The organism is Asticcacaulis sp. AC466, assembly GCF_000495815.1.
GTDB lineage: Bacteria > Pseudomonadota > Alphaproteobacteria > Caulobacterales > Caulobacteraceae > Asticcacaulis.
In genome coordinates, this window is the sequence record NZ_AWGE01000012.1 from 96,231 (window position 1) to 114,591 (window position 18,361).

The window sequence follows — 18,361 nt, forward strand, 5'->3', positions numbered from 1 at the left end:
CCCGCAAGCAGGGCGGTATAAGTTGATTTTACTCGACGTATTCGGGCGCGGCGATCCCGTTTACCCTGCGGCGAGAAGTCGGCGTCCGACTGACCCTTGCGGAGGTCACGGAAGCTCCAGGCTTGCAGGAAATCGTATTTGGCGCGGGATTGCCGTTTTTGCTTATACCGCCCCACCCGTGGGGCGGGGGACCGCACGACGCGCGTAGCGCTAGATGTGGTGGTGGGGGCCTTGCTTCGCCCGACGCTCAGACTATGGTTTCTGCCATGAAACCCAAGTACGATCTCGCGCGCAAAATGCGAAAGGCATTAACGCCAACCGAATATTTGCCTTGGGCGCGATTAAAGGCGCGTGACCCCGGCAAGCCCGTGTTCCGCAGGCAGGAAGCCATCGGTCGCTATATTGCCGACTTCTATTGCAGCCAGGCCAAATTGGTCATTGAGGTCGATGGCGGGCTTCATGGCGAAGAGGACAATTTTCAACGCGACACGGTCAGGGATGACTGGTTTAAAGCCAACGGTCTTGATGTTTATCGCACTTCGGCTGCGGCCGTCTTTGCGGATGCCGATCGTGTCGCCGATGGTATCATACTGTTGGCGATCGAGCGCATTACGGCCAGGCAAGGCCCCCACCACCGCATCTAGCGCTGCGCGCGTCGTGCGGTCCCCCCCGCCCCGCAAGCAGGGCGGTATAAGTAAAAAAGCAATTCCGCATCGATGGGAGACAGTTTTCGCTGTTCAAAACGGCGATGCAGTGCCAAGCTGGCTTGCCCAGTTGCCCCGGTTGTAAGGAACTCAGCTTGGCCCAGGATCTATTCGACGCCGCGAAGGCCGCCCTCGCGTTCAGCCATTCGCCCTATTCCCATTTTCCGGTCGGCGCTGCCATCCGTGGTGACGATGGAAACATCTATAGCGGCGCCAATATCGAGAACATGGCCTTCCCGGATGGCTGGTGCGCCGAAACCACCGCGATCAGCCGGATGATCATGGGCGGCGCCAAACGCATTGCCGAAATCGCCGTTATTGCCGAAAAGACGCCTCTGTGTACCCCGTGCGGCGGGTGCCGCCAGAAGCTGTCGGAATTTGCCGGACCGGACACTCGCATCTGGCTGTGCGACGATACCGGCCCGCAGAGAAGCGTGACTATGGCCGAGCTGCTGCCGGCAGCCTTTGCCACGGATAAGCTGACCTGACGGGGAGGGCGGCTACACGCCGGCATACCAGCACGAAGATGGCCAAAAGGACTAGAGGCGCTATCGGCAGATGGAGCCCGACGCTAAACGTCCGCGTCAGAAGGGGCAGGAAAAAGGCCAGCAACAGCACACTCTTCTCCCATGGCCGAAACCCGGTTGTCATGCCGGTGACGGCGAGCCAGCCGAGAGGCACGGCGCTGATCAACAGATCGTATTTCAGGGAAAACGGCGTGACGAGAAGTGTTGCCGCCACACATAGCGCGCCGAGGGTATAGGCGTCGGGCTTTCGGGTCAGGGCCAGGTAGGTGAGCGCGCCCAGTATGCCGGTCGCCAGCAGGGCGTGCGCGCCATAGGCGACAGGCAGGGGCGCGCCGTACTGGCGCAAGGCGGCAAACAGGCTTTGCATGAGGGCCGGATCGACCAGGCCGTTGTTGAGGGTCTGGCTGGCATATTGGCTGTTGGCCCAAAAGGCGGCATAGGCATCGGTGCCGAAAGCGAGATAGGCGATCACACACAGGGCGGCGGCGCTTAGGCCGGTAGCTAAAAAGGTCTTCCAGCGTCCGGTCACGGCAAAGGCGAGCGGCAGGACGATGGCCAGTTGCGGTTTGACGACCAGCAGTCCCAGCACCAGCCCGGCCAGGATTGGCCGCCGGTCGGCCAGCCAGAATCCGGTGGCCAGTATGGCGAGGGTAAGGGCGCCGTTCTGGCCCGTGCTCATATTGATCCAGACGGCCGGAAAGGCGATGAGCGGCATCCATCCGAGAGGGATATCGGCGACGCCCTTGAGATAGGCGCGCAAGGCCGCGACACCCGCCGCGGTCGTCACACCCAGCCAGACGCACAGCGCCACGCCGAACGGCAGGAGCGCCAGCGGAAAGCAGGCCAGCAGATAGGGGGGCGGATAGAAGAAGGCGAGGTAGCCGTGATCGCCACCGAACAGGCTGTTTTCGACCGCGCCGTGAATCTCCGGCCGCCAGGCGTCGGCAGCATGGCCGGCGAGGGCCAGTTTCGAGGCGGCGTAAAAGCTGAGGAAATCACCGCCGAGCGGATCGGGGGTATGGAAAATGAGGGTATTGGCGACGCTGATCCATATGGCCGAGGCCAGGAACGCGATCAGGATCATCCAGCCATAGACGCGCGCGCGTTCGGGATTGAGCCAGTTCGCTTCGCGCACGGCGGTCAGCAAGGACATAAAACAGGCTCCGGATGACGACATCCGGAGCCTAAGACTAAAGCTTTGATTTAACGTAAAGGCTTATTCGCCGTCGTCGAACTCGGCTTCCAGGGCGTTGCTGCGTGAGACGCGGGCGACGCGCAGGGCATTGGTCGAACCCGACTTGCCGAAGGGCATGCCGGCGACGATGACGATATCCTGGCCCGGCTCGGCGATGCCTTCGGACCGCGCCAGCTTGCTGGCGACGGCAACCGTTTCGGTCATGGAGTGGGTGAGCGGGGTCAACACAGGGTGCACGCCCCAGGTCAGGGCGAGGCGGCGGGCCGTCTGCATGTTCGGCGTCAGGCCCATGATCGGCGCGGTCGGGCGTTCGCGGGCGACACGCAGGACGGTCGATGACGAATTGGTCATGGCGGCGATGGCGGCGGCGTCGATGGTTTGCGCCACCTGACGGGCGGCAGCGGCGATGGCACCGGACGTCGTCTTTTCTGGATCGGGTCGGCGGCGGTCGGTCATGGTGCGCCAACCGTCATCCTGTTCCACGCGACCGACGATGCGGTCCATGATGGTGACGGCTTCGATCGGGAATTGTCCGGCGGCGGTTTCAGCCGACAACATGACGGCGTCGGCGCCGTCGAACACGGCCGTGGCGACGTCGGAGGCTTCGGCGCGGGTCGGGGTGGGCGCGGAAATCATCGACTCCAGCATCTGGGTCGCAACGATGACCGGCTTGCCGGCGGCGCGGGCACATTGCACGATGCGCTTCTGGGCCAGGGGCACTTCTTCTGGCGGCAATTCGACACCCAGATCGCCACGGGCGACCATGACCGCGTCGGACAGGCGAATGATTTCATCGAGATTGTCGAGCGCCTGCGGCTTTTCGAGCTTTGACAATACCCAGGCGCGTCCCTGGATGATTTCGCGCGCCTCGATCACGTCTTCGGGGCGCTGCACGAAGGACAGGCCGATATATTCGACGCCGCGCGACAGGGCGAAATCCATATCCTCGCGGTCCTTCTTGGTCAGGGCGGGGATAGGCAGAACGACATCCGGCACATTGACGCCCTTACGGTCCGACAGGCGGCCGCCGTTGACGACGATGGTTTCCAGGTGGTCTTCGCGGACATGGGTGACGCGCAGCTTCAGCTTGCCGTCGTCGAGCAGCAGATGCGATCCGATCTGGGCCGCAGCGATGATTTCCGGATGCGGGAGGGTGGCACGGGTCGAATCACCCGGCGTCGGGTTGAGGTCGAGGCGGAACGGCTGGCCATTGGTCAGGACGACCGCGCCGCCCTGGAAACGGCCGACACGCAGCTTCGGACCCTGGACGTCGGCCAGGATGCCGATTGGATGCTTCGACCGGGCTTCGAGGTCGCGGATCAAATCGATATTGCGACCATGGTCTTCATGGCTGCCGTGCGAAAAATTGAGCCGGAAAACATCGGCGCCTGCCTGGAACAATTGCGCCAGCATTTCGGCGTTTGAGCTTGCAGGCCCCAGGGTGGCGACGATCTTGGTTTTGCGGCGGCGTAGGATTTTCAAAGCGTCCCTCACGGATTTATACGACAATTCAAGGGCTTAGTCTGAACAGCCGATAGCGCTGATTTACAAGCGATTTTCGCGTGCGACAAAGCCTCTATTCTCGGAGCGGGTCAAGTCAAAATTTTGTTGCGGGCGCATCAAATGACAGCGCTGTCCATACAACAATTTATTATTTGGGTGAGAAAGGCGCGTTTGAATCACCGGCCGGGCGTCGCCGTCTTGTCAGACAATTCATTCCAATATACCGTCACCGTATTGCTCAATGCAGAATTGCTGCACTGCGCAATAGTTTTCATTTGCCAAGCAACGCAAAAATGCGCTTTTTGCAATTTGATTTATTTAATCGGTGGGGGCTAGGTAGCGCCTTTCCACCCATAAACATCGTACAGGGGTAACATGTCCGAATCCAAAGCCGCAGCCAAGCCAGGAGGCAGTGGCCTCGTATTGGCGGTTGTCTATGTCACCGTGCTCTTCTTCATATGGGCGCTGGTCACCAATCTCCTCGATCCGCTCCTGAAGGCCATGAAGACGGTCTTCACGCTCAACAACCTCGAAGCCAACCTGACCGGTTTCGCCTTCTTCATCGCCTACGGGGTCATGTCCTTCCCGTCGGCGGCGCTCATGTCCAAGATTGGTTACGCCAAGTCCGTCATCGTCGGCCTTCTCGGCATTCTGGTCGGCTGCCTGATCGCGTTGGCTGCCACCAAGATCAAGGTCTACCCGGTCTTCCTGGTCGCCCTGTTCACCATGGCGTCGGGCGTCACCCTGCTTCAGGTGGCCGCCAATCCGCTGATCGCCACGCTTGGGGATGCCAAGAGCTCGCACTTCCGCCTTAACCTGTCGCAAGCCTTCAACTCGCTTGGCGCTGCGTGCGGCCTGTTCTTCGGCGCACAATTCCTGCTCGGCGGTGACATTTTCAAGCCGGACGTGGTCGTTACCGACGCACTTCGCGCTGAGACCCTGTCCTTTGTCGGCAATGTCTATCTGTACATCGCGCTGGCTCTGGCCGCCTTTATCGTCGCCATCTGGATGGTCCGTCAGCGTATCAGCGATGCCGCGCCAAAGATGGGCCAGACCATTTCCCCCTTCCTGGCATTGAAGTCCAAGTGGGCCAATCTGGGCGCCATCGGCATCTTCCTGTATGTCGGCGCCGAAGTTGCCATCTCGCTGAACCTTCTGTTGTTCCTCGAGCAATCCAACATCCTCAACATTCCGGCGCAGATGGCCGGTAAGCTGACCACCTTCTATATGCTGTTCGCCATGATCGGCCGCTTTGCCGGCTCGGCCTTCCTGCGCTTTGTGAAAGGCTATGTCATGCTTGGCGTCTTCGCCGTTGGCGCCATCATCCTTTGTGGCCTGATCATTGCCTCCAATGGCTCGCACCCGACCGACCTGCATCAGGTCATGACCGTGCCGTTCGTCGGCGTGTCGATGGAACTGACCACCGGCGTCTATATCGGCTTCGCCGCCCTGCTGGTTGGTCTGTTTAACTCGATCATGTTCCCGACTATCTTCACCCTGACGCTTGAGCGTTCGACCGCGCCGACGTCGGCCACGTCGGGCCTGCTCGTCATGGCGATCGTTGGCGGCGCGTTCCTGCCGCTGGTCTTCGCTCAGATCGCTGACATGACCGGCAGCCGTCAACTGGGCTTCATCGCTCCGCTGATCTGCTACATCTACGTTCTGTGGTTTGCCTTCGCCTCCAAGTCCGCGCCGATCCACGCGATCGACGAAGACGTGGTTGCCGGCGGTCACTAAGACGACGGTCACCCTCCGAAGGCGCAAATACGCTTTCGGAGGGTATTTTTATGAATAAATATAAGAAATTATTGGGTTAAGACCTATGCTATATGTGGGCGTTGACTTTGGCGGCACCAAGATTGAAGCCGCCGCGCTATCCGCTGAAGGGGCGTTTCTGGCCCGCCATCGCGAAGCGAATCCCGGCAACTATGCCGCCGCCCTTAAGGTCGTATGTAACCTGATTGCCCGCGTCGAAAGCGAAGCCAAGCAGGCCGATCCGTCGCTGGCCAACCGTATAGCCACCATAGGCGTCGGTGCGCCGGGGTCCGTCAGTCCGAAAACCGGCGTAATGCGTAACGCCAATTCGGTCTGGCTGAACGGCAAGACCTTTCGCGAAGATCTCGAAAGCGCGCTGCGGCGGCCGGTCAAGCTCGCCAACGACGCCAATTGTCTGGCCCTGTCCGAAGCCATCGACGGGGCGGCGAAAGGCCATACCAATGTTTTTGCGATTATTGTCGGGACCGGCTGCGGTGGCGGCATCGTCATCAACCATCACCTGATCGAAGGCGCCAACGGTCTGGCCGGCGAGTGGGGCCACATCCCCCTGCCGTGGCCGAGCGCGGAAGAACTGTCTGCGCCGCAATGCTGGTGCGGGTTGCGCGGCTGCCTGGAGACCTGGGTGTCCGGGACCGGCTTCGCCCGCGATTTCCAAGCGGTGACAGGGCGGGCGCAAAAAGGCGAGGAGATCATCGCCGCCATGCGGGCCGGTGACCCGGAGGCCGAAGCGGCGTTCGATCGCCTGATGGATCGGCTGGGGCGCGGCATGGCGATCATTGTCAATACCTTGGACCCTGACGCCTTCGTCTTTGGCGGGGGACTGAGCAATGTTAAGGAAATCTACGAGCGCTTGCCGGGCAAGATTCGTCCCTATGTATTTAGCGACACCTGGCGCGCCGATCTGTTCCCGGCCAAGTGGGGGGATAGTTCGGGCGTCCGTGGCGCCGCCTACCTGTGGAAACAGGGTGGACTTTAAGACCATGACCTGGCGCCCCTGGCTTTTGGCCTTCCAATGTCTGGTGGCGTCTGTGTTTATCGCCCTACCATGTCAGGCGCAAACCTCAGCACAGGCCCAGACTGAGGCACAGACTCAGGGCGGGGCGCCGCTTCCGCCCGCCCGCTATCATGTTGTCATTCCGGGCAAGGGAACGGCCAAAAAGAAGACGGTCGCGCCCGCAACGCCAGCTTTGTCGGTGCCCGAAACGGTCCAGCCGGAGGCAATCCAGACTCTCTCCGAACCGCCGCCGCCCGTGAAGGCGGTTCAGGGCGGCCCTCAACCCGACGTCATCGTCCCCATTACCGGCGGTCAGCTTGGCGGCCAGGCCCTGCCTGACGGCACCTTTGCGTTCAAGGCCGTGCCGTTCGCCAGCCCGCCAACCGGCAGCCTGCGCTGGACGGCGCCCCGCGATGTCGCCGCCTGGTCGGGCGTGCGCTTTAGCCCGGACAGCGCGCCGGCCTGTCTGCAACTGTCCTATGGCTGGAACGCGGCGGCATCGAAACGCAGCTCCGAAGACTGCCTCTATCTCGAAATCCGTACCGCCTCGCTGAACCATACGGCGCGCAAGCCCGTCATGGTCTTTATCCATGGCGGCGCCAACCGGGCCGGCGCAGGGGATGGCACCATCTTTTCGGCGCTCGGCCGCAAGGATGTGGTGCTGGTGTCGCTGCAATACCGGCTGGGCGTGTTTGGCTTCCTGTCGCATCCGGCCTTGACGGCGGAGCAGGGCGGCGCATCGGGCAATTATGCCCTCATGGATCAGATCAAGGCGCTGCAATGGGTGCGTGACAATATCGCCAGCTTCGGCGGCGACCCTGATAATGTGACGATCTTCGGCCATAGCGCCGGCGGCCAGGATGTCGGGCTTTTGATGGCCAGCCCATTGGCGCGCGGCCTGTTCCATAAGGCCATTGAGGAAAGCGGCACGCCACAGTTCGGCTTTGGTGCCCGCACCCTGGCGCAGAACGAGGCGCTGGGTGTGGAATTGGCGGAAAGGTTCAGCAAGGACCCGGCCGACAGCGCCAAGGCCCTGGCCGATTTGCGCCGCGCGCCCGCCATGGCCTTGCAGACGGCGGGAGACGCGCTTCATCCGCACATGGAAGACACAGGCTTTATCTGGGATGCCGCCATAGTCGATGGCCGCGTCTTGCCGAAATCGCCGGCGGATATTTTCAAAGCCGGTGAGGGGGCGCCCGTGCCGCTGATCATCGGGGTTTCGGCGCGCGAACTGACCCTGGCCGATGTCAATGCCTCGCTCTACGGATCGATCGCGACGCGTTTTGGTGAGCAGCGCGGCAAGGTCCTGCGTTTTTACAAGCTCGACGTCAGCAAGACGCCTAAGCCGGATGAGGTTCTGGGCGATGTCACCCTGCAATTGTCGACTGACATCATGCTGCGCTGTCCGTCCGACTGGATGGCGCGCCAGGCGACACGCAACGGCCAGACCGCCTATCTCTATCAGCTCGATGTCGATTCCGACCCGAAAGGTACGGTCCATCACGGATCGGAACTCGCCTTCGTGTTCAATGAGCGCCCGAAAGGCGTCAAGTCCGACCGCTGGCCGCCCCTGATGGACTATTGGGTGCAGTTCGCCACGACCGGCGATCCGAACGGCAAGCACCGCGACGACTGGCCGGCCTATGGTCACAAGGGCCGCTATATCGAATTTACGAAAAAGGGTGGCAAGACCCATGACGGCATGCGTGCCGACATGTGCGCCGTGCTGGACCAGCCCTAGTCGCCTGTTGTCAGGGCAGGGTCGGAGGCGTATAATATGGCCTCTAGGCGAGACTTTCCCATGCGCAACGATCCTTCAAAACCCTGGTTTGCCCCGAAGCGCTACGGCTATGGTGCCGGCCTGCCCATAGCCTGGCAAGGATGGGCCCTCATCGCTGGTTATTTTCTGATTTTTATCGGCGCAATCAACTTTTCTGAACAGGATAAGCCTGGGTCCACCTTCATGTCTGTGGTGGGTATGGCAATCTTAGGCGTCGCAACGGTTGCCTTCGTCTTGATCTGCGCCGCGAAGACCAAGGGCGGGTGGCGCTGGCGGTGGGGCGGCAAGCCGTAGCGGTTCCGTCTTTCTTTTCCGGCTCGATCTCATTAGAACAGCGGCATGAGCACTGAATTCCCGCTGTCTGGCCAGATCATCGGCGATGAGCACCATCTGCCCGTCCGTATCTATTATGAGGACACCGATTTTTCGGGCGTCGTCTACCATGCCAATTACCTGAAGTATTTCGAACGCGGGCGGTCTGAATATATGCGCCTGCTGGGCGTTCACCATCACCAGCTGGCGGCGCTTGACGAGCCCTTGGCCTTTGCGGTTAGCGACATCCGGATCAAATACCGGGCGCCGGTGCGTATCGATGACCTGGTCGTCGTCAAGAGCCGGCTTTTGAGCGCGCGCGGGGCCAGTTTCGTCATCCAGCAATGGATTGAACGCGACGGTCTGTGCGTCGCTGACGGTGAGGTGACGGTCGTATGTATAGACCTCAAGGGCCGTCCGCGTCGTATGGCAAAACCCCTGCTCGACGCTATAAAGCCACAGGTTTCCGTGCGAAAAGCGCTGTAGAAAAGCCATTTTTGTGGCCAGGTGCCATAGAAATGTCGCCGTTTGTCGTGCAAGGTGCGCCATATTATGGATTCACTATTCCGATTAACTCTTATTGGGGATGCGACATGAGCGTAAGTTCCGCCGCCAGTTCAGCTTCTGGAAACGCTTCAAGCGCTTTGGACTTCATCAATCTTTTCATGCACGCCGATATCGTGGTGAAAATCATCATGATCGGCCTGGCTCTGGCGTCCTTGTGGTCCTGGGGCATCATTATTCAGAAGGTCATGGCCTTCGGCCGCGCCAACAAGGAGGCCGACGCCTTCGAAGGGGCGCTGAATTCCGGCCGGGCGCTTGACGATATTGCCGCGACCCTGGGCACCCAGCCGAAGGAGCCGTTGCAAAAGTTGCTGGTGATCGTCACCAGTTCCTGGCGCGACTACAAGGGCAAGACGATGAGCGCCGTCCAGGGCGACCTGTTGATCGCCCAGGCGGATCGCGAACTGAACCACGTCATCGCCAATGAGGCCGACACTATCGAAGACGGTCTGTCGGTCCTGGCCGTCATCGCCACGGCTTCGCCGTTCGTAGGTCTCTTCGGCACGGTCTGGGGCATCATGAACGCCTTTTCGGCCATTGCCTCTCAGGGCGACACCAACCTGACGACTGTCGCCCCGGCCATTTCCGAAGCCTTGTTCGCCACGGCCATGGGGTTGTTTGCCGCCATCCCGGCCTATATTGCCTTCAACCTGTTCAACGCCAAGGTCGCGCGGTTCTCGTCGCGCATGGAAGGCTTTGCCGATGAACTTATGGTCTCGTTGACCCGCCGTCTCGGCGACAAGCTGGGGGGCTGATCCATGGCCATGGGAGGTTCAGGCGGAAGCGGTGCCAAGCGTCGCGGCCGCCGTCGCGGCCGCCGCGCCGCCTTGTCGGAAATCAACGTCACACCGATGGTCGACGTGATGCTGGTGTTGTTGATCATCTTCATGATCTCCGCGCCGTTGCTCAATTCCGGTATCAAGATCGAATTGCCGAAAACCGAAGCCGCCGCCCTGAAGGATCAGGGCGATCCGATCACCGTGTCGGTGGATAAGGATGGCAATATCTACGTCAATGACGATCCGGCGAGTTACGAACAGATGGCCCCGCGTATCGAAGCCATGACGCGTGGCGACACCGATACGCCTATCTATGTGCGTGGCGCAGGCGCCGCGTCTTGGGATGCCGTCGCCAAGGTGATGGGCAAGCTGTCGACTGCGGGCTTCGTCAAGATCAATCTCGTGACCGATACCCTGGGCGGCAAGAGCGCGACCTCTGCTTCCCAGACGGCGGCGGTGACGCAATAGACGCATGAAGAAGTTCGGCCCGTCCTTACTGATGTCTCTGGTGCTGCACGCGGCATTGGTTCTGCTTGCCTTCATTACCTGGACTCATACGCCGAAGCCGCTGGTGGTCAATTCCGTACCGGTGCAGATCATCTCCGACATGCCGAGCCGGCAGATGGCGGAGGCGCCGGTCGATGAACTGGCCGTCAAGACGCCCGCGCCTGTCCCTCAGCCGGAGCCTGTGCCGCCAAAACCGACCCCCGCCCCGCCGCAACCCGTGCCGGAACCGATCAAGCCAGTGGCCAAGCCCACGCCTACGCCGGCAAAACCGACTCCGACCCCGCCCAAGCCGACGCCTCAACCGCCGAAGCCAACACCGGCGCCGCCCGACAAGAACGGCCTGAAAAAGGTCGAGCCGGCGCCAGCCAAGACGCCGCCGCAAAAACAGCCGGCCAAGCCTGCGCCCAAGAAAGCGCCGGCAGATGACCTGCTCAGTCGGTTGGCCGCGACGCCGTCCCAGGCGCCGACCAAGCGTCAGGCCCAGGCATCGACACAAAAGACGACCGGCCTCTCGGCGCAAGGCTCCGGTCCGGCAGATGCCGGGTTGAAAGCGGAGGTCAGTGCCCTGACATCGCGCCTGAACAAGCTGTGGCTGCTCAATTGCGATGTGCCGGGCAGCGACCAAGTCAGTCCCGAAATCCGCTTCACCCTGTCGCCCAATGGTCGCGTTACCGATGGTCCGACCTGGGTGAACAAGCGGAACGATCCCGTGTGGCAGGCCGGGGCCAACCTGGCCATGGCCGCGGTCAACAAGGGACAGCCCAATGCCTTCCTGGGCCTGCCCGAAGGCCTCTATAACCGTCCCATCAAGATTACCTTCAACGCCCAGGCAGCCTGCCGCGGCCGCTAAAGGATTAAAGACCATGAAGACAACGACAGTCATATCAAGAATGTTCGCGGCGATGGCCGGCGCCATCCTTTTGCTGTGCGTGCCGGCAATGGCCAATGCGCAAAGCGAACTGACCGGCACGGTCGATTCCGGCAATATCCAGCCCCTGCCTATCGCCATTTCCATCGGCGGAACCGATGCGGCCGGGAGCGACATGGGCGCAAAGATTTCCAAGGTGGTCATGAACGACTTGGAAAGCTCCGGCTATTTCGCGCCCATCAATCCAGCAGCCTTCATCCAGACCAATCTGGACGTCGCCGTCCAGCCAGATTTCACCTCTTGGAAGACAATCAACGCGCAATATCTCTCCAACGGCCGCGCCCTGGTCGATGCGGATGGTCGTCTACAGGTTGATTTTCGCCTGTGGGACATCTTCTCCCAGAAGCAGTTATTGGGGCAGTCCCTGACCGCGACGCCGGAAAACTGGCGCCGCATCGCCCACAAGATCGCCGACGCCATCTATGAAAAGCTGACCGGTCAGGAAGGCTATTTCGATACCCGCATCGTCTTCGTCGCCGAAAGCGGTTATCGCACGGCGCGCGTCAAGCACCTAGCCATCATGGATCAGGATGGTGCCAACCCGTCCTACCTGCCGGTCGCCGGCAACAATACCAAGGTGATGACGCCGCGCTTTTCCGCCGATAGCCAGGAAGTCGCCTATATGGCGCTGACGGCCGACAGCGCCCGCATCTATATCTACAACCTGGAAACCGGTCGTCAGGAAGCGGTCGGGCAAATTCAGGGCATGGCCTTCGCGCCGCGCTTCTCGCCCGACGGTTCGAAACTGGCCTTTTCGGTCAGCCAGGGCGGCGCGACCAATATATATGTGATGGACCTGCGCACCCGCGCCATGACCAAGCTGACCAGCGGCTCGGCCATCAACACCTCACCATCATTCTCGGCCGACGGCTCGACCATCGCCTTTACCTCCGATCGCGGTGGCTCGCCGCAGATTTACCTGATGAATGCCAGTGGAGGCAATGTGCGCCGCATCACCTTTGGCGGCGGCAGCTATTCGACGCCGGTCTTCAGTCCCAAGGGGGACATGATTGCTTTCACCAAGCAGTCCGGCGGCCGGTTTTCTATCGGTGTGATGGACGCGAGCGGCGGGAATGCCAAGCTTCTGACCTCTTCTTACCTCGAAGAAGGTCCGACCTGGGCGCCGAACGGCCGCTACATAATGTTCTTCCGGGAAAGCCCGGCGGGTGTGCCGTCCTTATGGCAGGTGGAAGTCACCGGCCGCGTCGAACGCGCTGTCCCCTACGCCGGTGGGGCATCCGACCCCGCCTGGTCGCCCCGCCTAAAATAATTCAGGCTGAAATAATGTGGTCTGATATTGGTAACCATGTCGCGTAAGGGGAATGCAACGGTTTTGGGGTAACAAGGCACTTCAATTCTGCGCATTCCGCCGCCTACAGGCGAAAAATTCCCAATTCTATGGAAATTTTCCGTCTGAGGTTTGACAAAAGTTAATAGGCATATAATCGTATCTTTATGAGTTTTGTGCATAATCCCGTCACAAGACTGAGATACATTCCCCAAGACTGTTATAAACGAGAGGATTAAACATGACGGTATCCACCAAATCCGTTGCCAAGATCGCCATGGCAGCCCTTATTCTGGCCTCCGTCGCGGCCTGTACCAAAAAGGCCCAGCCGGTTGTCGACACGGCGCCGCCGGCGCCTGCCGAACAACCCGCTCCTCCGCCCCCGCCGGCTCAGCAACCGGTCGCTCAGGCGCCGCTGCCGGGCATCGTTCCGGGCTCGCAGCAGGACTTCGTCGTCAATGTCGGCGACCGCGTCTATTTCGACACCGACTCCTCCAGCATCCGCGCCGACGCGCAAGGTATTCTGGCAGCTCAGGCGGCCTGGCTTGTCCGTTATCCGAACGTCAAGATCCGCATCGAAGGCAATGCCGACGAACGCGGCACGCGTGAATACAACTTCGCTCTTGGTGCGCGCCGCGCCCAGGCCGTCTCGGACTTCCTGACGGGCAAGGGTGTCGTTCCGGCCCGTATCGCGACCATCTCCTACGGCAAGGAAAGCCCGATCGACAACGGTTCTGGCGAAGATGCCTGGGCCAAGAACCGTAACGCCCACACCAGCCTGACCTCGGGCGCCCAGTAAATACCAACGCCAGTAAATACCAGCGCTAAGCGTTGATTTTTCAGAGGCCCCTTGCCGGTCGGCAGGGGGCCTTTTGTTTTAAATGTGCGGGAAAGTACACCCAGGTTGCGGTTTGCTCTGAACGGACGGACTTTTTCATAAACAACGTCTTATTTCAGCCCGACTATATTGCTAACCATATTATAAATATGCTTCGATGCACTACGCTTTCCAGTATTATTGCGGCGGTAGGGTTACGTCATGAATCACAGTTTTAAACTTCGTTTCAACGCGCGTGGCAAAGCTGCCGCCGGCCTGTCTATACTGGCCTTATCGCTGCCTCTGTCTATCGTGCCGCTGACGGCCATGGCGCCCACAGGTGCCCACGCGCAGATTTTCGATGACGAGGATGACAAGGAAATTCCGGGTCAGCAACCCACCGACACCACCGTCTGGGATGCCAAGAAGCTGCAACGCCTCGACCGCAATGTCCGCAAGCTGGAACGATCCGTGTCGCGGGTCCAGAATCAGAAAAGCCCCCCCATCCTGATTGAGCCCGACCCGGAAGTCGTGGCGCTCCAGGCCACGGTCGATACCCTGTCGCGCAAACAGGATGACCAGGCGGCGGCCATCACGACCCTGACGGGCCAGATCGAAGATCTGCAACACCAGAACCAGCAGTTGCTGCAACAGATCACCAACCAGAATGCGCGTCTCGACACCCTGGTCAAGCGCGCCGACCTGGCCGAAGCGCATCTTAAAGACATTGACGCTCAATTGGCGCCGCCACCGCCGCCGCCAGCTTCGCTTGGTAATGCCGAAAGCGATTTCGAACAGGCGTTCAACCTGATGACGTCGGGTAAGGTCGATGATGCTGACCGTGCCTTCGAAGCCTTCACCACGACGTGGCCGCAAGCCTCGCAATTGCCCGAAGCTTGGTTCCGCCTGGGGCAGATTCGCGCTATGAAATCCAACGCGTCGGGGGCCGTGGCCGCCTATGCCACCTCGCTGAAAGGCTGGCCCAAGACGTCCTGGGCACCCGAAGCCACTGTGAAACTGGCCCAGGCCCTGTCCGACACCAATCGTCCGACCGATGTCTGCGCCACCCTGGGCCAGTTCGAAAAGAACTATGCCAAGGCTGCGACCACCGATACCCGTGCACTGGCCAAGACCCTGAAGGACAAGAACCGGTGCGCGGCTGCCTAAAGCCCGTTGCTTTGCTGTCCCTGTCGCGCCGAAGACTCCTTTAGGCGCGGTGAAGCACGCACCATTCCCGCATGGCTTTCCTGATCTGTCCCGTCGTCTCGATGGCGACGGCCCCTTGGCTGTTGCCGTATCGGGCGGTGGGGATTCGGTCGCCTTGCTATATATGCTGGCTGAGTGGGGCCAGCGTCGGCTCCACGTCTTCTGTGTTGATCACGGCCTGAACCCGGACAGTGCGGCCTGGACCGCTTCGGTCGGAGCGCACGCCGAACGGGTTGGGGCCCAATTTACCGCGCTGTACTGGACCGGGGATAAGCCGTCTAGCGGCCTGGCGGCGGCGGCGCGCCGGGCACGCCATGGCCTGCTGGCCCAAGCGGCGCGCCAGTCCGGTATATCTGTCCTGTGTCTGGCCCACACCGCTGATGATATTGCCGAAGCCACGGAAATGCGGGCGCAAGGGTCGAATGTCGGCGCGCCTCAGGCGTGGTCGCCATCACCGGTCTGGCCGGACGGTCGCGGCGTTTTTCTCCATCGCCCGCTGCTCGACGTCCGCCGTGAGGCTTTGCGCGGTTATCTGCGCGATATCGGCGTGGACTGGATCGACGATCCGGCGAACGATAATCCGGCCTCCTTGCGCGCCCGCGTCCGGGCGAGCCTGCGCAGTGCTGTGGCAGCGGAAAACGCGCCTGTGCCGTTTGCGATCGACCTGCCGGATTTGCCAGATTTGATCCATACGCAATGGGCAGACTATGGGCTGATTTCGCTTCGGGCCGATGCGATGCACGCCTTGCCATCGGAGACGGCACTTAGGGTGTTATCGGCCGCTGTCGTCTGCGCCGGAGGGGGCGATAAATTGCCGCGTCGGGCCGAACTCGAAAATCTGCTGGCGCGTCTGCCTGCAGGCGGCGCCATGACCCTGTGCGGTTCCCGGATAGAACCCGCCGCCGACCTGATTCACATTACGCGCAATCCGGGCGATATCGACCGCCGCCCGCCAGCGCTTTCGGATCAGGTTTGGGATGGCCGCTTCGTTGTGACGGGGCTAGATCCGGCCGATATAAGGCCTGTCTGCCGTGTACGCAGCGAGCTCTCAGCTACCGATCGCGATGTTCTGGCAGCCTTGCCGGCCATTGTGCGCGGACATTTGCCGGTTTTGAAAAAAGAAAATGAAAGTAAACTATTGAGTGCTTACAACGTCTCCGGACTAAACTGTTTGGTTATGCCCCGCTTTTTTGCGGCACTTGGAATGATCAAGACGGAAAGCGCGCTTGCCGGGGTGTTCGGGAGCAATTCTTGGCCCGGCCTTTGCAATTCTTGGCCCAGCCCTTGCAATTCTTGGCATGGCCCTGGCAAACGTATGTAGCGAAACCGAACGGACCACCCTATATGGGTGGCTAATGTACTGATTACCCCGCGGAGGGGTGGCCCTGTTGGGCCGTATCGAGGATAGACATTGGCATGAACCTGCGTTCAATGGCGATTATTGGGGTTATTCTGGCCTTCCTGCTCGGCATCTATGTCGTGATGAACGCCAACACCCATGGGGGTCTGGTGCCCGACAACAAAAAGCCGCAGGAGTTGGCCTATTCCGACCTGCTGGTTCAGGCGAATGGCAAGCAGATTAAGGACATCACCATCCACAATGATGAGGCGACGGGGTCTCTGGCCAATGGCGCCAAGTTCCACGCCGTCATCCCGGCCTATGATCATAAGGCGCTAGACGACGCCTTGGTTCAAAACGGGGTGAAGACGACGATTCAGTCCAGCCGCACCTCGCTGCTGATGAGTGTCATCACCACCTTGCTGCCCGTTATCCTGATCATCGGTATCTGGATTTTCTTCATGCGCCAGATGCAAGGGGGCGGTCGCGGCGGCGCCATGGGGTTCGGCAAGTCGAAGGCCCGCCTGCTGACCGAACATAAGAACCGCGTCACCTTCGCCGAAGTCGCCGGCGTCGAGGAAGCCAAGGAAGATTTGCAGGAAGTCGTCGATTTCCTCAAGGATCCGTCCAAGTTCCAGAAACTCGGCGGCAAGATACCTAAGGGCGCTCTGCTGGTTGGCCCTCCGGGTACGGGTAAGACCCTGCTGGCCCGTGCTGTTGCCGGTGAAGCCGGCGTGCCCTTCTTCTCGATTTCCGGTTCGGACTTCGTTGAAATGTTCGTCGGTGTCGGTGCGTCTCGCGTCCGCGACATGTTCGAACAGGCCAAGAAGAACGCGCCTTGCATCATCTTCATCGACGAAATCGATGCCGTCGGCCGTCACCGTGGCGCTGGCCATGGCGGTGGCAATGACGAACGTGAGCAGACCCTCAACCAGTTGCTGGTCGAGATGGACGGCTTCGAAGCCAATGAAGGCATCATCATGATTGCCGCCACCAACCGCCCCGACGTGCTGGACTCGGCCTTGCTGCGTCCCGGCCGTTTCGACCGTCAGGTCACCGTGCCCAATCCCGACCTGGTCGGTCGTGAAGCCATCCTGCGCGTCCACATGAAAAACGTGCCCCTGGCCGTCGATGTCGACGTCAAGGTGATTGCGCGCGGCACACCCGGTTTCTCCGGGGCGGACCTGGCCAACCTCGTCAACGAAGCGGCCTTGATGGCAGCGCGCAAGGATCGCAAGCTGGTGACCATGCGCGACTTCGAAGACGCCAAGGACAAGGTGCTCATGGGCGCCGAACGCAAGTCCATGGCCATGTCGGAAGACGAAAAGAAGAACACCGCCTATCACGAAGGCGGCCACGCTATCGTTGCCCTGAAGGCGCCCGAGGCCGACCCGGTCCACAAGGCGACCATCATTCCGCGTGGCCGTGCCTTGGGTATGGTCATGCAATTGCCGGAAGGCGATCGCTATTCGCAGAACTATGTCCAGATGACCTCGCGCCTCGCCATCCTTATGGCCGGCCGCGTTGCCGAAGAACTTATCTTCGGTAAGGAAAAGGTCACGTCAGGCGCGTCTTCGGATATCCAGCAGGCGACCCGCCTGGCCAAGGCCATGGTGACCCGCTGGGGTTATTCGGACGAACTCGGCTTTGTCGATTACAAGCAAGGCGAAGATGAATATGGCGCGCTCGGCCGCGATACGTCGGAAGCGACAGCGCAACTGATCGACAGCGAAGTCAAGCGTCTGGTCAAGACCGGTTACGACGAAGCCAAGCGCATATTGACCGAAAACCTGGAAGGGCTTCACCGTCTGGCGCGCACCTTGCTGGACCTGGAAACCCTGACCGGCGAAGAGATTGCCAAGATTCTGAATGGCGAGGAAATCGTCCGCGACGAAGACACCGGCGTCTCGATCGAATTGAGTTCCAATTCGGCCGTGCCGGAAACGGAAGTGGCGCCATCGGCTGTCCCCGTGGTCGCCTGAACGGCCTAAATCGATCTGCGAAGCGGGCGGTGCAAAAGCGCCGCCCGTTTTTGTTTATCATACCATGTGCGCGGTTTAGAACCGCTTCATTGGTATTCACTTTTTCAGCTCAAACGCCGCATGGTTCGCCGCATAGGCGGCGGCGGGCAGTCGCCCTAGC

The 18,361-nt window shown here is 60.7% G+C and carries 17 protein-coding genes; 15 read left to right on the forward strand and 2 right to left on the reverse strand.

Features of this window, described 5'->3' with window-relative positions; all coding sequences use genetic code 11:
• Positions 1-266 precede the first annotated feature (266 nt).
• Together AEAC466_RS35000 and AEAC466_RS35005 are read left to right on the forward strand one after the other, a co-directional pair.
• On the forward strand, positions 267-644 hold the full coding sequence (locus AEAC466_RS35000) for an endonuclease domain-containing protein (RefSeq protein WP_023458522.1): 378 nt from the start codon (positions 267-269) through the stop codon (positions 642-644).
• Positions 645-799: 155 nt separating this feature from the next.
• Complete coding sequence (locus tag AEAC466_RS35005; protein WP_023458523.1) at positions 800-1,192, forward strand: cytidine deaminase; 393 nt, start codon at positions 800-802, stop codon at positions 1,190-1,192.
• Here the strand turns inward: AEAC466_RS35005 and AEAC466_RS35010 are convergent.
• Together AEAC466_RS35010 and pyk are read right to left on the reverse strand one after the other, a co-directional pair.
• A complete protein-coding gene (locus AEAC466_RS35010; RefSeq protein WP_023458524.1) occupies positions 1,143-2,384 on the reverse strand; it encodes a glycosyltransferase family 87 protein in 1,242 nt (413 codons plus the stop codon). The two genes, AEAC466_RS35005 and AEAC466_RS35010, sit on opposite strands and share 50 nt — an antisense overlap.
• Positions 2,385-2,447: 63 nt before the next feature.
• Positions 2,448-3,902, reverse strand: a complete 1,455-nt coding sequence (gene pyk / locus AEAC466_RS35015) for a pyruvate kinase (RefSeq protein WP_235074294.1) — start codon at positions 3,900-3,902, stop codon at positions 2,448-2,450.
• A gap of 402 nt (positions 3,903-4,304) precedes the next feature.
• Here pyk and AEAC466_RS35020 point away from each other — a divergent pair, with 402 nt between their 5' ends.
• From AEAC466_RS35020 to ftsH, 13 genes are all read left to right on the forward strand, one after another.
• Positions 4,305-5,666 carry a sugar MFS transporter gene (locus AEAC466_RS35020; protein ID WP_023458526.1) on the forward strand — a complete coding sequence of 454 codons (1,362 nt, stop codon included), beginning with the start codon at positions 4,305-4,307 and terminating at the stop codon, positions 5,664-5,666.
• Between the two features lie 85 nt (positions 5,667-5,751).
• Positions 5,752-6,681 (forward strand): ROK family protein, encoded by a 930-nt coding sequence (locus AEAC466_RS35025; RefSeq protein WP_023458527.1) that lies wholly within the window; start codon positions 5,752-5,754, stop codon positions 6,679-6,681.
• Positions 6,682-6,685: 4 nt separating this feature from the next.
• Entirely contained in the window at positions 6,686-8,440 is a 1,755-nt protein-coding gene (locus tag AEAC466_RS35030) for a carboxylesterase/lipase family protein (RefSeq protein ID WP_023458528.1), read from the forward strand.
• Positions 8,441-8,500: 60 nt separating this feature from the next.
• Positions 8,501-8,773, forward strand: a complete 273-nt coding sequence (locus AEAC466_RS35035; RefSeq protein ID WP_023458529.1) for a hypothetical protein — start codon at positions 8,501-8,503, stop codon at positions 8,771-8,773.
• A gap of 45 nt (positions 8,774-8,818) precedes the next feature.
• Positions 8,819-9,277 carry a tol-pal system-associated acyl-CoA thioesterase gene (ybgC, locus tag AEAC466_RS35040; protein ID WP_023458530.1) on the forward strand — a complete coding sequence of 153 codons (459 nt, stop codon included), beginning with the start codon at positions 8,819-8,821 and terminating at the stop codon, positions 9,275-9,277.
• A gap of 107 nt (positions 9,278-9,384) precedes the next feature.
• A complete protein-coding gene (gene tolQ / locus AEAC466_RS35045) occupies positions 9,385-10,110 on the forward strand; it encodes a protein TolQ (protein ID WP_031238903.1) in 726 nt (241 codons plus the stop codon).
• A gap of 3 nt (positions 10,111-10,113) precedes the next feature.
• Positions 10,114-10,602, forward strand: coding sequence for an ExbD/TolR family protein (locus tag AEAC466_RS35050; RefSeq protein ID WP_023458532.1), 489 nt, complete (start codon positions 10,114-10,116; stop codon positions 10,600-10,602).
• A 4-nt stretch (positions 10,603-10,606) separates the two neighbouring features.
• Entirely contained in the window at positions 10,607-11,491 is an 885-nt protein-coding gene (locus AEAC466_RS43770) for a hypothetical protein (protein ID WP_023458533.1), read from the forward strand.
• Between the two features lie 13 nt (positions 11,492-11,504).
• The gene (tolB, locus tag AEAC466_RS35060) at positions 11,505-12,839 is read left to right on the forward strand and encodes a Tol-Pal system beta propeller repeat protein TolB (RefSeq protein WP_031238906.1); all 1,335 of its coding nucleotides are present in this window, start codon (positions 11,505-11,507) and stop codon (positions 12,837-12,839) included.
• Positions 12,840-13,098: 259 nt separating this feature from the next.
• Positions 13,099-13,656, forward strand: coding sequence for a peptidoglycan-associated lipoprotein Pal (gene pal, locus AEAC466_RS35065; RefSeq protein WP_023458535.1), 558 nt, complete (start codon positions 13,099-13,101; stop codon positions 13,654-13,656).
• Positions 13,657-13,896: 240 nt separating this feature from the next.
• Entirely contained in the window at positions 13,897-14,841 is a 945-nt protein-coding gene (locus AEAC466_RS35070) for a tetratricopeptide repeat protein (RefSeq protein WP_023458536.1), read from the forward strand.
• Positions 14,842-14,890: 49 nt separating this feature from the next.
• Entirely contained in the window at positions 14,891-16,201 is a 1,311-nt protein-coding gene (gene tilS / locus AEAC466_RS35075) for a tRNA lysidine(34) synthetase TilS (RefSeq protein ID WP_023458537.1), read from the forward strand.
• Between the two features lie 95 nt (positions 16,202-16,296).
• Positions 16,297-18,201 (forward strand): ATP-dependent zinc metalloprotease FtsH, encoded by a 1,905-nt coding sequence (ftsH, locus tag AEAC466_RS35080; protein WP_023458538.1) that lies wholly within the window; start codon positions 16,297-16,299, stop codon positions 18,199-18,201.
• Positions 18,202-18,361 lie beyond the last annotated feature (160 nt).

Bases quoted from the DNA above. Each gene is read 5' to 3' on its own strand.
- AEAC466_RS35000 (WP_023458522.1), top strand. From the start codon at position 267: ATGAAACCCAAGTACGATCTCGCGCGCAAAATGCGAAAGGCATTAACG.
- AEAC466_RS35010 (WP_023458524.1), bottom strand. From the start codon at position 2,384: ATGTCCTTGCTGACCGCCGTGCGCGAAGCGAACTGGCTCAATCCCGAA.
- AEAC466_RS35020 (WP_023458526.1), top strand. From the start codon at position 4,305: ATGTCCGAATCCAAAGCCGCAGCCAAGCCAGGAGGCAGTGGCCTCGTA.
- AEAC466_RS35025 (WP_023458527.1), top strand. From the start codon at position 5,752: ATGCTATATGTGGGCGTTGACTTTGGCGGCACCAAGATTGAAGCCGCC.
- AEAC466_RS35030 (WP_023458528.1), top strand. From the start codon at position 6,686: ATGACCTGGCGCCCCTGGCTTTTGGCCTTCCAATGTCTGGTGGCGTCT.
- AEAC466_RS35035 (WP_023458529.1), top strand. From the start codon at position 8,501: ATGCGCAACGATCCTTCAAAACCCTGGTTTGCCCCGAAGCGCTACGGC.
- ybgC (WP_023458530.1), top strand. From the start codon at position 8,819: ATGAGCACTGAATTCCCGCTGTCTGGCCAGATCATCGGCGATGAGCAC.
- tolQ (WP_031238903.1), top strand. From the start codon at position 9,385: ATGAGCGTAAGTTCCGCCGCCAGTTCAGCTTCTGGAAACGCTTCAAGC.
- AEAC466_RS35050 (WP_023458532.1), top strand. From the start codon at position 10,114: ATGGCCATGGGAGGTTCAGGCGGAAGCGGTGCCAAGCGTCGCGGCCGC.
- AEAC466_RS43770 (WP_023458533.1), top strand. From the start codon at position 10,607: ATGAAGAAGTTCGGCCCGTCCTTACTGATGTCTCTGGTGCTGCACGCG.
- tolB (WP_031238906.1), top strand. From the start codon at position 11,505: ATGAAGACAACGACAGTCATATCAAGAATGTTCGCGGCGATGGCCGGC.
- pal (WP_023458535.1), top strand. From the start codon at position 13,099: ATGACGGTATCCACCAAATCCGTTGCCAAGATCGCCATGGCAGCCCTT.
- AEAC466_RS35070 (WP_023458536.1), top strand. From the start codon at position 13,897: ATGAATCACAGTTTTAAACTTCGTTTCAACGCGCGTGGCAAAGCTGCC.
- ftsH (WP_023458538.1), top strand. From the start codon at position 16,297: ATGAACCTGCGTTCAATGGCGATTATTGGGGTTATTCTGGCCTTCCTG.